Below are 15,483 nucleotides of genomic sequence, written 5' to 3'. Positions count from 1 at the left end.
TAAGACAAGAACTCCAAATTGAAAATTTGGTGAGCCAGCCCGGTCTTGTTGTTTCAACAAAGAGGAGCCAGCGCGGTCTTCTCCCAAAGGGAGAGGCTAGCGCCAAGGGGGTTTCCCCCATGAGCGACTGGCGTTGGACTGGCGAACCCGAAGGGTGGCTCTTTTTCAGGAGGGGTTTGAATCCCCAACTGAGGTAAAACCTTCTGCCTCCTGCCTCCTTCAATTCTCCTGCCTAGTGCATTATTAAACTAAGGTGACTGATTTAACACCCACTTCAACCACTGGCTAAAGGAATTTATAGTATTCAAACGATGGACTCCAGTAGCACGGGTGGCGGCGAGTCCATCAATGGCGACTAATGCAGCATATTGCAAGCCCAAAAAACTATCAACGGCAGCATAAGGGCCACCTAAAGTAATAGCCCCAGCAGCATACATTTGACCTTTGCCACTACGCATTTCTACTAGTTCAAAATTGTTTGCTACAGTCAATCGCCCCAGATGATTCACTGGAAGATTGTAATGTTTTACTAAATCTGCTATCAGAGGATTGGCATCTACTTTCGCATCCAGTCCAGTAGCATCAACAATAAAGTCAGCTAGCAATTTTATTTCGCCAAAGCTTTGCTCTCGGATACTGGTAATAGTTCGGTTTTGGGCATCTCGTTCTACATCTAGCACCTCACCAAAGGTAATTTGATACCAGCCTTCGCTGATGCCTTGGGCAGTAATTTGCTGCCAGTCCTGGCGGTCGGCGGTGGTAGTTCCACCCCAGTCTGCTAATAAACGCTTGCGTTCATCGGGGGTGGCTTTTTCTAACATTGCCCGGAGTTCGCCGCCCCAACAGGCTTTTGGCCAGTTAAAGGGTTGAAATTCGTAATGATTTTTGACTAGGCGCTGGGTATTTTGAAATTTGTTACCTTGAGGTTTTGGCGATCGCATTAAATGCAAAACTGCAATATTCCGATTTCGCTTTCTGGCTTCATAAATGCGCTGAATAATCCGCGAAGCCACAATTCCCCGTCCCCGAATCAATACCGTACCACCTTGTCGCTCTAGTTGCTCATAAACATGATCGTGGGCTTCATAAGCATTGACGACAGATTTAAAATCTTGATATTTTTCTCTATAAGCTTGCAAATCTGGAAGAAACTGAATTGCTGGATATCCAGTAGCTAAATGTAAATAACGAGTAACTAAAAAAGCATAATTTCCTGGGGCGCGAGAATAGGCTACGCAATATCTGCCATCATCAGTTTTGCGAATTGCCCGAACTCGCCCATAGCGATAAATTTGATTCCAGCCAATGCGCTTCGCTTCCCGGTCTATGGAATCAAAGACATTACCCGCACGGGGTGTATAAGTTTCGGCAAATGTTGGTTCAGCAAATACTTGCCATAAATACTTCAATGCTGAGTTTATCTGTCCCTTGCTGCAATCACGCCAAGCCTCACGCAAGGCATAACTAGGCCAGCCCCAAATATTATCAGGGCAAGAGTCAGAATTAGAACGCAGTCTTTCATATAAGGGAATTTGCGAATTCAAACAAAGGCGCTTGTAACGAGCATAAGGCTCTGCTTCCAATCCCAAAGCTACAATCTTGTCAGGACGCACACCACTAATTCGCAGTAAATCAGCCCAAACAAAGCTACCCAATCCCGCCCCGATCGCTAGATAATCAGATTCATCTACTGATAGACCTGTAGCATGAAGCGCTTGCACGGCGACATTTTCCGCTTGAAACGCTAGTGGCGGGAAATTACTTGCCAAGGGCGTTAGCGGCTGGGCAACAGGTAATGTAGGGTCTGGAAGATTTGTATTTGCGTTGAAGTGAATCGTTGAAGGTGGGCTGGTATCTGGCTCAGAGGCGCTAGCACCAAATTTCACTGTGATTATATAAGGGCCAATTTGCAATGTATCGCCATTAGTCAAAACACTGCGCGTTTGTGGTTTACCGTTGACATATACACCGTTAACGCTGCCTTGGTCAATCACCACTAGCCGGTCTTGTTCCCTGTCAATTAGGGCATGGTAGCGAGAAACTTCGTTACTGTTAAGCAGCATCCGAGAAACGCGCATCCCCCTGAGTTCGGCAGGTAAGCGAGGGAATTCTCGACCAAAAGCGATCGGTATATTCAACCTTGGTTCTCGCCGTTCTCCTGTCGCTGGTTCTTCCCAACTTAATTGGATTTGCAAGTCATTTGTCATTTGTCATTTGTCATTGGTCATTGGTCATTTGTCATTGGTCATTAGACTTGTTCAATAATTCCCTTTTGTCTCCCTTATCTCCCTTGTTCCTAACTACCCGGTGCTACTAAAACACTCACTGCCGCAGCCAAAGATGTTCCACACCAATGACAGCCAATTTGCAGATTCTCTCCTGGGGAAACTTTATGACATTTGGGGCATTCTAAACCATAAATTCCTAGCGCTGGCGCGGGAGGTGTTGGCGAATGGTGATGATGTCCGGGATGTGGTGGCATTAAAATTGTTGCTGGAATGCTGCCTGTGGAAACTTTAGTAACGTTGAGTTTTATTTGTCCCAAAGAGATACTAGTACCCTCTGTTAACGGCATTTCACCTTGGACTAATTGCCGTCCATCGACAAGGGGGGGATTTTGCGATCGCAAATTTCTGATATAAAAGCGCTGTTGCTGGTGATGAAAAAAGATTTCAACGTGCAGACCAGATACAGTAGGATGACTCAAAATAATATCGCACCGGAGGGGATCGCGACCAATGCGGACAGTACCAGGATTTTGACTTGGTTGTTGTTCGTAAATGTTCTGAGTTTTATCTTGACCTGCATCGTGCCACTGTAAAGTTAGTGCGTTCATTGTTCTAACTTCGTAAATCGTATTTAGCTACTTCAACTTCTTTCTGTGCGATTCCTAACATGATTAAGTAGGCGCAAGCAAGTATTTAGAAAAAACTTCAACAAGCTTTATCTATCCGACGCTAATTTATCAGCAATACGTGTAGTTTCTGGCAGTCGATATTTGGGCGTACAGCGTAATACATAGTCAATCGCTGTCTGTAAACTAATTCGATGGCCACTGGAGATGTAGAGAGGTTTTACTCCGGTGCGCGATCGCAAAACAACCCCAACGGTTTCACCCTCATATATCAGTGGTTGCGTGCTGCCTTTGGCTTCTGCCAATTCCTCATACTTACCTACCAACCTGGACTTAGCTACACCAATTGTTGGCATATCTATAAGTAACCCTAAATGGCTAGCTATACCTAATCTGCGAGGATGGGCAATTCCTTGACCATCACACAGGATAATATCTGGCGTTGTTTGAATTTTCTCCAGGGCATCGAGAACAGCTGGAATTTCCCGAAATGAGAGGAACCCAGGAACATAAGGAAAGGTCGTAGGGCGGTGTGCTAGGCTTGTCTCGATTACTTGCAAATCAGGAAAACTCAGTACTGCGACAGCTGCCCGGCTAATTGTTCCATCAGCTTCAAAACCCATATCCACACCAGCAACGTACTGGATCGGTTCTTCTAGTTGATCTTCAGTAATTACTTGATCTCGCAGCTTTTCTTGGATAACTATGGCTTCTTCCAGCGTTGAAGGCCAAGCATGATCTCGATAAAACTTCATATTCAAAATGGGAATTAAATTGATTAATATTAATCCTGTTAATTTGGCAAGGGCAAAAACCGATGTTTATCCAGGGAAATATATTTTTTACAAAAGTCTATGAAAGACTATCTTTATACTAAATATTTTAACCTAAGTTAGTTGATATTTTGCATCATAATGTTACTTAAGGCTGTTAAGAGGGAATTCTAAGAATATAAGTTTATTTTCCTAGACTTTCTCTTTTAGTGGTTATGACACAGCCGAATATTCTGGAACTTGCAAAACAGGGAGATGTAGATGCGATCGCATCTCTAATGAACCGCCACCTACACCCCAAAGGGATCACTGCACAAGTTGCCTTTAAAGATGCTTGGTTAGAGGTAACGCTAGAATCTGCCCAAGTACCAAATCAGCAAATTTTAGTTGCATTTATTCGCAAAGGTTTAACTGGTTTAGGGGCTGCATCTATTGAAAACGTGAAAATTTACGGACAACAAACGGGTAAGAAGTTTCCAGCTTGGAGTAAGGAGTTTAATCTAGGCATAGTAGAAGATGAACTAGAAGCAGCAGATAATGAAGAGTCTTCTAGTGAACCTCAATTTCTAACTATTTTTATTAATTTAAGTGGTGATACTGCGCGGGAATTAACAAACCAAGATTTTGAATCTATTGCTAATAAAATAAGCTCTGATATTTTATCATCTTGTACTGACGTTTTTATTCAAAAAGTAAGTATTAGTAATGGTAGCTCTGTGATTACAAAAGAACGTTAGTATTTAAATTTCCTGATCCAGAGATACATAGGTACAGAAGAAAAGTTTAAAGCTAGGGTTTTTGTAAAAAATATAATAAATTCAAGCAAGTTTGATATGTAGGGCTGGGAACTTTCTAAAAATGTTGCTTTTGTGTATAAATTGGGAACCCTGAGATAGACGATAATTTATCAGTTTTTCAGATTTATTGGTTATGATGCAGCCGAATCTTTTAGAACTTGCTAAACAGGGAGATGCACAAGCAATTGCTTCAGTAATCAATTACCTTTTGCAACCAAAAGGTGTTAGTGCCAAAGCAATCTTGAAAGATAGCTGCTTACAGATAATCCTCGAATCTTTTCAAGTACCGGAGCAAGAATCATCAGTTACTTTCATTTATAAACTAATAATTAAGTTGGAAGCTCCACCTATTAAGTCTGTAAAAATATATGGGAAAAAGAAAGGACACACCTCAGTAAGTTGGATAGATAATTTAAATTTGAATTCAGTAAATGATGAGACTAAAAAACATTCTAGTATTTTCGAACTAGCTAAACAGGGAAAATATGAAACTCTCTCTAAAATATGGCCAGTTTGGTTTCCTTATCCTAGTTCTTGGCTCAGGGCAATTATTCTAGTTCCCATAGCATTTCCTGGCACACGTTTAATAGTCTTTGGATTGGCTGGAGTATTTATATCAGTTATCGGTAACAGCCCTATATTATTAATATTTTCTATTTTATTCGGCTTATTAATACCAACAGCTTTCTTAGCCTTTGTCTATCATATTTTCTGGTTTATTTGGCAAAAGCCTAACTCATCTAATAAATTACCAAAATGGATGCCTACTTTCAATAGCTTATGGGCAGGTTTCTATAGCACATTAGTAATGGGATTATCTTTTATGCTAATCCTAGCTATCTTTTCAGAATTAGCTTTTTCTAGTTGCAACTTTTACAATAAAATACCGGAGTACTTCAATGGTTGTACAGGACATTTAACAGGACGCGCAACAAACGGAATTTTTTACAGTATTGAAAATAATCATTTTTTGAGTCAACGCTGGTTCATGATTTGGATCTTTACTGCCGCATATCTATATCAATTAGAACATTTGGTAATAAAACGCTTCATTCCTAAGCTGAAAGTTCTACTACAAAGCTTGCAAACTAGACCTAAAAGCTACAGTGTTGATCGCACAGATTTAGAAATTGACAGATTGCGTGGTGATATGGGTCTAACCCAAATAAAGAAAGGCAAAAAACAGCATTTGCTCATAAAATCACTATCTCAATATCATTACCAAACGCCTAAAAATTTAAATAAAAAGCTGCTGATAATTATGTTAATTCCCTTGGTTGCGATCGGAATATATTTATTGGCAACAATTTCAAAAATGGAAGAACAACCAACAACTTCTATAGCTTCTCAAGTTACTTCGCCAACTCCATTTTCAGCAGCACTGATACCTCAAACTAATACATTCAGAGATGCTGTTAATAAAGCAATCAGTGCTGCCAAATTAACTCAATTAGCAAAATCTCCAGATGAGTAGAAAACAGTTGTAAGTCAATGGGAAGCTGCGATCGCACTTATGAAAACTGTGCCATCTTCCAGCCCAAATTATGCAATCGCTCAACAAAAAATCATAGAGTATCAGAAAAATATTAACTACGCTCAGAAAAATGCCGTCGGTGGCAAGTAACGCGATCGCACCTCAGCGCTAAACTAGAAAAAGCACTGCGATATTCCGGCACTAACGAGGATAAACTATCATGCTTAATGGACTCAGACAAAAGGCAATAGTCAAACCTGGCGGTATAGTAAAAATCCGTTTTCCAGAACTTCCAGCAGGTGCAACTGTCGAGGTAATAGTACTTATGGAACCATCCCCAGAGCATTCTGAAAAACCTCTAACTAGCTTTATCGGATCTGTTAAAGGCAATTTTGCCACACCGGAAAAAGTGGATAAGTTTATTCGCCAAGAACGAGATGCATGGGAATTCTAGATGCTATTCAAGGAACACAAGTATACCTCGATACTAGTATTTGGATCTATGCTTTAGAGTGTTCCTAAACTATCAGTAATTTTGCTTTCTGACATTAATCCCCCCTAGCTAGAATTGATAATAAAAGTAATTTCGCCTCCAAGCCAATCATGAAAGAAGGAAAGACACGGCGTAATTTCTTAATTACCAGCATTGCTGTAACTGGAGGGATTGTGGCAACTAATGCTTTACAGCAAAATAGTACCAACACCGCAACACCGCCAGCAACTATGCCAGAACGGCTACTGGGACGCACGGAAGTAAAACTCCCGATATTCGGGTTAGGAGGAGCAGGCCAAACCCCGTTATCCTGGGAAGGAAAAGAGGGTGATGCTACAGCAATTATTCAAAGAGCGCTGGAACTTGGCATCCGCTACTTTGATACAGCCGCTAGTTATGGGCCGAGTGAAGATTATTTAGGTAAAGTGCTACCACCCCATCGCTCAAAGGTGTTTCTAACAAGTAAGACTGATAAAAGAGATCGGGATGGAGCTTGGCGAGAATTAGAGCGATCGCTAAAACGTCTCAATACAGATTATCTCGATTTGTGGCAGTTGCATCACGTTTCTTTTTCTGAAGAACTCGACACCATTTTTAGTCCATCTGGCGCAATTAAAGCTTTAGAAGAAGCCATACAACAAAAACTGGTGCGCTTCGCAGGTATTACCGGACATCACGATCCTCAAGTGATTGCTGAAGGCTTACGCCGCTATCCTTTCCACACTACACTTATACCTGTGAATGCCGCCGACAAACACCACCCACATCCATTTATCCCGGTGGTTCTACCAGTTGCTCAAGAAAAAAATGTCGGTGTGATTGCGATGAAAGTCCCAGCTTATGGTCGACTATTTAAACCAGGTGGATTGACAGGTATGGAGCAAGCTTTAGGTTACACAATGTCTCAGCCTGGAGTTCATTGTTGTGTAATTGCGGCAGAGACTGTTTCACAATTAGAGAATAATGTCAAGATAGCGCGGGCTTTTGTGCCTCTGAAAAAGGAAGAATTGACTGCGATCGCTCAACGCACTGCTAATATCTGGGAAGATAGTACATTTTTCCGTGCTTGGACTTAGCCCAACCTTGCACATATTACAAAGTGTATTATTACTCACGTTGATAATATTGTTCCGCTTGCGACATCTTAAACTGTAGTAGTTTCTCGTCTCCCAACTTGTATCGCAAACTCGGCTTAAAAGGCGAAATATTCAAACTACGAATAATTTCACTCGCCACAGCTTTGGCTAGTAGCGGTGGTACAGAGTTACCAACTTGCCGAAAACCGTGCCATTTAGTTACATGAAATCTAAACCAATCTGGGTAAGAATGTAATCTCGCCGCTTCCCTGACTGTAATACAACGAGGGGTAAATGGATGAATTGGTCTAGGAGATGTGAAAGAACCCCTATACTTATCTGTTCCGGCTCTTAAAGTATTGCAGACACCATTAGGATGTAGCTTATGAAAACGACTAATTTTTTCTCTTTCACCTTGTTCAGTTTCTTGAAAACGTTGAATAGTTTCCGCAGAATGTTTTGTTCTTAAACTTGAAGAAAGGATTCGCAAATCATATTCACGTTTATAAGAATAATCATTTTTTAGGCATTTAAGACCGCGAAGTACACGAGCATAATTACTAGGCTTTTCGTATTCTGCTGCAACCCAATCTCTTGTTACTAACTCAGGATAGTTTTCTATTTCAGGTAAATCTTTAATCGCATCCCATACCGTAGGACTCAAGGGGATATCAGATATTTTTTTAGAATTTAAATTATTTGGTAATGCTGGTTTTGTAATCGGCTGAGGATATTTCGGTAATTCTACATCCTCCCTTGCACCTATAAGAAACAATCTCTCACGTGACTGTGGTACTCCGTAATTCGCAGCATTGAGAATTTGGTAATTTTCTTCTACTTTATAACCGTAAATTTTAAACTCACTAATTAATGTTTGAAGGATTTGTTTATGTTCACCAACCGTTATCCCTCGAACATTTTCCATTACAAAGAATTTTGGTTTTAGCTCAAAAACCAGGCGATGAAAGTGAAACACTAAAGAATTTCGCGGATCATCAACAACCCGTTTACCAATTAGAGAAAATCCTTGACATGGTGAGCCACAAATTACCACATCAATTTCGCGATCGCCAATTTTAGACCGACTCCTAATTTCTTCACCGGTTGTATCCACAACACTCTTACATAACACTGAGCAATAAGGAAAGTTAAACTCATGTGTTGCACAGTGGATAGGGTCGATTTCTACAGACGCTAGCACGTCAAAACCAGCTTGTTCAAAGCCAAGAGTCATACCACCCGCGCCAGCGAACAAATCAACTGCGATCGCTCTTTGTTTTCTCATCTCATAAGCCATGACACCGCTAAAAAGATTGGGCATTGGGCATTGGGCATTGGGAAGAGGACTTGGGGACAAGGAGAATTGGGGACAAGGGGAAAGACTTGTTTCAAGTTCTCACCTCTTGTCCCCTTGTCCCCTACTCCCCGCCACCATTTGCAAAATCTCTTGAGCAGCGCGATCGCACACTCCAACTTCTCCTAAACTTTGCCGCATTTCTTCATAATCTAGCAAAGTTTGCTCCCTGCGACTGGGATTGAGTAGTAGTTCCATCGCGGATTGGATAATATTCTCTGCTGTGGCTTGCTCTTGTAAAAATTCTGGCACAATCGGCTTCATCACAACTAAATTTGGTGGCGATGCAAAGGCGATAGAACCTTTGAGGATTTTACGAGCTATCCAAGCAGTCAGGCGACTGAGGCGGTAAACTACAACTTGGGGCACATTTAACAGAGCAAGTTCTAAATTGACAGTACCAGATTTACTAATGGCTAAATCAGCCGCAGCAAAAACTTCCATTTGTTGACCTGATAGAACTGTCGCCCGTAAACCGTAACGCCTAATAGCCTCCTCAATTGGCTGTCTATAGACTTCCAAAGATAGGGGAATCCAGAAATGAACTTCGGGTAATTTAGCTTGAATAGTTTGGGCGGCTTGAAAAATTACTGGTAAAAGATATTTTAATTCTTGGCGGCGAGAGGCGGGGAGAAGTGCGATCGCAATTTGTTCTGGCGCAATCCCCAGTGTTGCACGCGCTGCTTGGCGACTGGGAGCGTCTTGCATTCGGTCAATCAAAGGATGCCCTACCCAAGTAACTTTTGCTCCTTTCTCACGAAAGTAATGGGCTTCTTGTGGGAAAATTGCCAACAGCTTATCTGTAAAACCAACAATTCGGTTAGTTCTACGTAAACTTAATGACCAAGCCCACTCTTGGGGAGCAATATAATACACCACAGGCACATCTGGTAACTGCTGTTTCATATAAGTCCCAATTTCCAGATTGGGAGTCATATAATCGATCAGCACTACTAAATCAGGTGGATTTTGTTTTAGAGAAGCGATCGCCTGACGTTGTACCTGGAGAGTCGGTAAAACATAAGGCAACCCTTCTAGAATACCCATTGAGCCGATACTACTAGTATTGCCCAATAAGATTGCCCCAGCCTCCACCATTTTTTCGCCACCCAGCGCCACAATCTCTAATTTCAACCCAATCGCCATAGCTTGACGCTTCAGCGCTGTAATTAGCAGCGACCCTTGTAAATCGCCAGATACTTCGCCAGTGCTGATAAAAATCCGCATTTGATAATTGGTAATTAGTAAAAACTTAGGAATAAATAGTTAGTAGTGAATATTTAGGAATGCGGAGTTAAAAATTTAATTCATCAATTGATAACTCCTGTAGAGACGCGATTAATCGCGTCTCTCCTAACTCATAATTCACGATTATTCATCACTCGTGCTTTTTTTCCCTTTACCGGGAATCAAGCCACGTCTACCTGGCATCTGAGAAAGTAGCAGGAAGCGACGCAGATGTTGTAATTGTTCGCTATCCCCTAAAAGTTCCAGTTTTTCCAAGGCATCTTTAAAGGACAAATCAGAACGGTAAAGAATGCGGAAGGCTTTTTTCAGCGCAAGCAAATCTGCTGAGTCCATACCAGACCGTTTGAGTCCCACAAGGTTGAGGGTTCGCACTCGCGCCGGATTTCCCTCTACTAGCATATATGGGGCTACATCTCGGTCAATACGTGCCATACCTCCCACCATTGCGTGTCTACCAATACGCACAAATTGATGGACACCTAAAACCCCACTCAGCCTGGCGCGTGATTCAATATGCACATGACCCGCCAACGCTACAGAGTTGGCAATTACTACCTGGTCTTCAATTACGCAGTTATGAGCCACATGGACATAAGCCATCAGCAAGTTACCATCGCCAATTACTGTTGCTTCACCAGCACCAGTAGCGCGGTTAATAGTAACGTACTCACGAATTAAGTTGTTATCACCAATTTTGACCCAAGTTGGTTCTCCCACAAACTTGAGATCCTGGGGTTCCATACCGATGGCTGCACCTGTAAAAATCTGATTTTGCGCCCCAATCTCACAAGGCCCCTCTAACACAGCATGAGCGCCGATTATTGTTTCAGGGCCCACTTTGACATGCGCTCCAATCACAGCATAGGCACCGACTTGCACTGTATGGTGGAGTTCCGATTTCGGATGAATTACAGCAGTTGGATGAATTAGCGTTTTCAAGGGTGAATCTCCAGAACTGTCTTGATAAGTCAGCGCCAAATAGGGTTTCTAAGGCAGCGTGTTAATCTGGTTAAGAGATTTATACAAACTACCGCCCCATCAAGGCGACTGGTAGAGCGTGAAGTATTTCAGTGAACGAAAGTGTCGGGCAAAGCAAGTTAAGTGTGTTCGAGTAGCATCTCGTAGAGAGGGCATCGAAAATCAAGAAATTATCAGATGCTGTTGTGGATTTTTTTTTACTGTTATCCTTTTGTAGGATTCAGTAAGGGCATTTCACGGCTATGCCCACACCACGAAAGCAAACTTTTAGTTGACTAGAGAAAACATTAATTCCCCTTCACAAGCAAGTTGACCGTCAACTTCGGCACGACCTTGCATCTTACCGAAACGACGTTGTTTTACCCATAACAGTTCCACTGTCATGACTAGTTGATCCCCCGGTACGACCTGGCGGCGAAAGCGAACTTTATCGATACCAGCGAAAACAAATAGCCCGCCTTCTACCGAAGACATTTGAGTGAGAACAATGCCCCCAACTTGTGCCATTGCTTCGACAATTAGCACCCCTGGCATCAGTGGACGGCCGGGGAAATGTCCTTGGAAATAGTTTTCGTTGATAGTAACATTTTTAACGCCAACAGCTTTTTTACCTGGAACGTAGTCAATTATTTTATCTACAAGTAAAAATGGGTAGCGGTGGGGTAATAATTTTTGAATTTCTTCAGATGTGAAAGTTGTTTTTATTTCAGAGGCGATCGCAGTCTCATTTATACCCTGTAGTTCGGTAGATGTAGATGTAGTTGGATCGATAGTATTCACTTCAGTGAGGATTGACATTGGCCCTATAGTTAATTTTTCATCTGAAAGTCTAGCAGGCAAGCGTAGATCGAAACCTTAATAATCCTGAATTTTAAGCTTTAGAGCAAATTCAAAATCTAAAATCCAAAATCTTCTGAGCCAGTTGAATGTGTAAATTATGGCTGGCTCTGTACGCTAAGAAATGAGCTTGAGGAAAAGCTCCTAATAAACTCAAATCTCCGACTAAATCCAAGATTTTATGACGGACTGGTTCATTTGCAAATCTCAAGGGGGGATTTAGCCACCCTTCTGGCCCGCAAACAAGTGCATTATCCAAACTACCACCTTTAATTAACCCAGTTTTTTGTAAGTGTTCAATTTGATGCAGTAATCCAAAAGTACGGGCAGGAGCAATTTCGGCAGCAAAGCTAGCAGAAGCTTTTTCTAGTTCAGTGGTTAGTGACCAACTATACCATTGATTACCAATAGCGGGCAGGTCAAAATCAATACCGTAACTAAAACGAGTTTCTGGTGCTGGGAGGGCACATACAAAGGCATCCCCTTGATAGACCCATATTGGTTCTGTAACAGTCAAGGGAAATTGGTTGTTAACGGGTTGTGATACTAGGCCCACTTGGGAAATATTGGCTGTCCACACACTTGCGGAACCATCCAAAAGCGGGACTTCTGGCCCATCAATTTCAATCCGGGCATTATCCACACCCATACCCGAAAGTGCTGCCAACAAATGTTCTACCGTGCGAACATATACCTCACCCTTTCCCAACTGAGTTGAGAGAACAGTGTGACTAACTGCCGCAACTTGGGCTGGAATAATCGGCAAATCCGGTAAATCCACCCGCACAAAGTAGCGTCCACTTCCCGTTTCAGCTGGTAGTATCCGCACCTGGGTATTCACACCGCTATGCAATCCCACCCCTACTTGGGTGATTTCGGCTGCTAGAGTGTGCTGTTGCATAGCCGAAAAGTCAATATATTTTGTTTAGTATTGTTCATCGTCTGTTTTGGTAAAGTCCCTGATATTCCCCTAAAAAAGTCATTAATCCCTTTATCGGAACAGTATTGAGGTAAATGTCAAAATTAGCAAGCTAATTGTCATTTGTCTTTTGTGATCCACTAATGACTAATGACAACTGACTAATGACAAACTAGAACCTTTCGCCAATACCGAAATTAATCCGACTATCTCCGTCATCGTTGACACCGTAGTCAATACGAATTGGCCCCAGTGGAGACTGGACGCGAACGCCAAGACCATAACCGTAGCCACTACCATTTTTGTTCAATACTTCAGCCGCCCTGGTACTGGTTCCCAGATCGCTGCCGAGATCAAAAAATAGTGCGCCACTGACTACTGAAAAAACTGGGAACCGATATTCAACTGATGCTTGCACGTAAGAGCGTCCACTACCTAATGCTCCTTCTTCGTAACCCCGGACGGAGTTGCTACCCCCAAGAGTAAAGGCTTCGTAGGGGGGCAAGTCACCAAGGATGGTTCCTGCTTGCAGGTTAAATGCTAAGGTTTGCGCCCCCTTGGTAAGGTTAATCAGCTTAATGGGTAAATATTGGCTGTAGCTACCCCGCAATCTGGTGAGGAGAATGTTTCCTAGTCCGATAGGAACCGACTGATCTAACCCGAAGCGAAGATAAGAACCGCTAGTGGGTTGCAATGGGTTATTACGGAGATCGCGCTGTGCCCCCAGTTGCAGCAGTAGTAAATCGTCTTCACCTCCCGGAGACAAGGTAAGTGGAATTTCTAGTGGTTGACCAGTGGCGGTGGGGTTTCCATTCTCGTCCAGCGGAACTCCATTATCATTGAATACCGCTCCTGTTTTTCTGAGATTGCCATCGGCATCACGGGCGGAAACTCGTTGATACTGTAAACCTGCTGAGGCAGTCCAAACGGAAGTTTTGTAAGGATTGCTGGAAAGAGGACGGGTAAAGGTGACACCGCCACCTAGACGGAGAATGCGGGGGCGATCCTGAGAATCTGTATTACTGGGATTATTTGGGTCAAAAGTCCTAATATCTTCATCTTTGCCATCAAAAATCAATGAAATGGAACTGCGGCGAAAAAGATTGGTTGTGTAGGAAGTGCGGTAAGGATCTCCCGCAATCCAAGGGTCTGTATATCGCACGTCAAATAACAGTTCCCGTTCTCCCACCTGCACTTCTGCGCCCAGTTTTTGGTTTCTACCGTTCAGGTTTTGCTGTTGATAGCTAACTGTTCCAAAAAGTCCGCTAGCAGAACTAATCCCTGCCCCAGCCGCAATAGAACCACTACTGCGTTCCGCTACATTCACGACTACATCCACCTTGCTGGGGTCAGTACCAGGGTCTAGGGAGACATTCACATCTTCAAATAGCCCTAGTCCATACACGCGCTGTAGGTCTTTTTGCACCGTGTTGCGGTTGAATGTTTGCCCTGGCTTCAACTCCAATTCTCGGGTAATGATGTAATCTTGTGTCCGTCCGCGAATTGGTTGTCCCTTCTCGTCTGTCTCTTGACCATCTTTATTGCGGAACCGGACTCTAATATTCTCTACTACACCTTCTGCTACTTGTAGGGTAACAACTCCGTTTTCAGAGACTTGGGGCGCTCCAATGACGTTGGCTAGAACATAACCTTGGTCTTGATACCGCTTGTTTAACTGCTTGATGCCTTCTTGCAAGTCACGCAAGTTGAGGATTTTGCCATACTGCTCCTTAAATACTTCATCCACAGTAGTAGGTGGGAGTACAGAGGGAACACCAGTGCCAGGATTGGCTTGCACTTCTACTTTGCTCAGGACGGGGTTAGGCTGTACAACAAAGCTCACCCGCACTCCCAAGGGGGTATCTTCTGGCGATGCTTGGACGTTGGAGAAGAAGCCAGTACCAAAGATGGCGTTAATATCTTCTTGCAGTTGGCTGCGAGTTGTTGTTCGTCCTGGTTGGGTACGAATTACTCTGTAAACTTGTTCTTCCAGTTCTGGTGATAGTTGCCCAGACTGGGATCTAATGAGTACTTCCGACACCAGTACGCGGGGGTCATTGGCTTCCGGGACTGTGTTGGGTTGAGTACTTTCTGGAGTTGTCGGCGGGTTAACATTCTGCGGACTGGGTGTAGCACCTGGTCTTGGAGCAGGTGTTCGTTGTTGACCATCTGGAAATGGAACGTCTGGAGCGGTAGATGGTTCTGGAGTTGTAGGTAATAAAGGTTCTGTTGTCGGTGGATTAACGTTCTCTGGGACTGGAGTCGTCTCAGGAGTTGGGGAAGGCGTTGGTTGTTGAATTTCTGGCGGTGGGATGTCTGGGGCTGGAGAGGGCTGTTGAGTTGGGCTGGGATTGATTTGAGGGGTTTGTTGTGCAGTTTTTGGCGTTGTGGAGGTTGGCACTATTACCCCTGGTGTCGGATTAGCAGGGTAAACTGCGACAATCCGAGATTTCTGTGCCTCTATAATCCCTGTGAGATTAGATCGAGATTTGAGATTTTTACTAGAGTCAAGCTGACTAGTGTCCTTTTCTGGCTGCTGATTTGTTTCTAGTGTCAAAACTTCTGTTGTCTGTTTTGAAGTTTTGGCAGTTTCTGCTTTTGCACTCAATGAGCCGCCCAAAGGGACTGTAATTGCTATTGCTGCCAGCAATACGGGAGATAAACGCATTTTACTTATGAT

General features: G+C 43.1%; 13 protein-coding genes. 4 read left to right on the top strand and 9 right to left on the bottom strand.

Annotation, left to right across the window (positions count from 1 at the left end; translation table 11 throughout):
* Positions 1-248: 248 nt before the first annotated feature.
* The 3 genes from FD724_RS28685 to nfi form a co-directional block, all read right to left on the bottom strand.
* Positions 249-2,207 carry an FHA domain-containing protein gene (locus FD724_RS28685; protein ID WP_179074943.1) on the bottom strand — a complete coding sequence of 653 codons (1,959 nt, stop codon included), beginning with the start codon at positions 2,205-2,207 and terminating at the stop codon, positions 249-251.
* Positions 2,208-2,296: 89 nt separating this feature from the next.
* Positions 2,297-2,836, bottom strand: coding sequence for an FHA domain-containing protein (locus FD724_RS28680; RefSeq protein WP_179074942.1), 540 nt, complete (start codon positions 2,834-2,836; stop codon positions 2,297-2,299).
* Positions 2,837-2,943: 107 nt separating this feature from the next.
* Positions 2,944-3,609: a deoxyribonuclease V gene (gene nfi, locus FD724_RS28675; RefSeq protein ID WP_179074941.1), complete on the bottom strand. Its 666-nt coding sequence runs from the start codon at positions 3,607-3,609 to the stop codon at positions 2,944-2,946.
* Positions 3,610-3,842: 233 nt separating this feature from the next.
* On the opposite strand from nfi, the gene FD724_RS28670 reads away from it, so the two are divergent.
* The 4 genes from FD724_RS28670 (at position 3,843) to FD724_RS28655 (ending at position 7,467) form a co-directional block, all read left to right on the top strand.
* Positions 3,843-4,364, top strand: a complete 522-nt coding sequence (locus FD724_RS28670) for a hypothetical protein (RefSeq protein ID WP_179074940.1) — start codon at positions 3,843-3,845, stop codon at positions 4,362-4,364.
* A gap of 193 nt (positions 4,365-4,557) precedes the next feature.
* Positions 4,558-5,898: a hypothetical protein gene (locus FD724_RS28665; protein WP_179074939.1), complete on the top strand. Its 1,341-nt coding sequence runs from the start codon at positions 4,558-4,560 to the stop codon at positions 5,896-5,898.
* A gap of 220 nt (positions 5,899-6,118) precedes the next feature.
* The gene (locus FD724_RS28660) at positions 6,119-6,352 is read left to right on the top strand and encodes a hypothetical protein (protein ID WP_179074938.1); all 234 of its coding nucleotides are present in this window, start codon (positions 6,119-6,121) and stop codon (positions 6,350-6,352) included.
* A gap of 149 nt (positions 6,353-6,501) precedes the next feature.
* Positions 6,502-7,467, top strand: a complete 966-nt coding sequence (locus FD724_RS28655; protein WP_179074937.1) for an aldo/keto reductase — start codon at positions 6,502-6,504, stop codon at positions 7,465-7,467.
* A gap of 31 nt (positions 7,468-7,498) precedes the next feature.
* On the opposite strand, the gene FD724_RS28650 is transcribed toward FD724_RS28655, so the two are convergent.
* The 6 genes from FD724_RS28650 to FD724_RS28625 all read right to left on the bottom strand — a co-directional run bounded on the left by FD724_RS28650 (position 7,499) and on the right by FD724_RS28625 (position 15,471).
* Positions 7,499-8,764, bottom strand: a complete 1,266-nt coding sequence (locus FD724_RS28650; protein ID WP_179075656.1) for a DNA cytosine methyltransferase — start codon at positions 8,762-8,764, stop codon at positions 7,499-7,501.
* Between the two features lie 99 nt (positions 8,765-8,863).
* Entirely contained in the window at positions 8,864-10,048 is a 1,185-nt protein-coding gene (lpxB, locus tag FD724_RS28645; protein WP_179074936.1) for a lipid-A-disaccharide synthase, read from the bottom strand.
* A gap of 144 nt (positions 10,049-10,192) precedes the next feature.
* On the bottom strand, positions 10,193-11,008 hold the full coding sequence (lpxA, locus tag FD724_RS28640; RefSeq protein ID WP_114083880.1) for an acyl-ACP--UDP-N-acetylglucosamine O-acyltransferase: 816 nt from the start codon (positions 11,006-11,008) through the stop codon (positions 10,193-10,195).
* Between the two features lie 306 nt (positions 11,009-11,314).
* Positions 11,315-11,845: a 3-hydroxyacyl-ACP dehydratase FabZ gene (fabZ, locus tag FD724_RS28635; RefSeq protein WP_179074935.1), complete on the bottom strand. Its 531-nt coding sequence runs from the start codon at positions 11,843-11,845 to the stop codon at positions 11,315-11,317.
* 91 nt (positions 11,846-11,936) lie between these two features.
* On the bottom strand, positions 11,937-12,785 hold the full coding sequence (gene lpxC / locus FD724_RS28630) for a UDP-3-O-acyl-N-acetylglucosamine deacetylase (protein ID WP_179074934.1): 849 nt from the start codon (positions 12,783-12,785) through the stop codon (positions 11,937-11,939).
* A 190-nt stretch (positions 12,786-12,975) separates the two neighbouring features.
* Entirely contained in the window at positions 12,976-15,471 is a 2,496-nt protein-coding gene (locus FD724_RS28625) for a BamA/TamA family outer membrane protein (RefSeq protein WP_179074933.1), read from the bottom strand.
* Between the last annotated feature and the right edge of the window lie 12 nt (positions 15,472-15,483).

It is taken from the genome of Nostoc sp. C057 (genome assembly GCF_013393925.1).
Taxonomy (GTDB): domain Bacteria; phylum Cyanobacteriota; class Cyanobacteriia; order Cyanobacteriales; family Nostocaceae; genus Nostoc; species Nostoc muscorum_A.
This window is presented reverse-complemented; position numbering and strand designations above follow the sequence as displayed.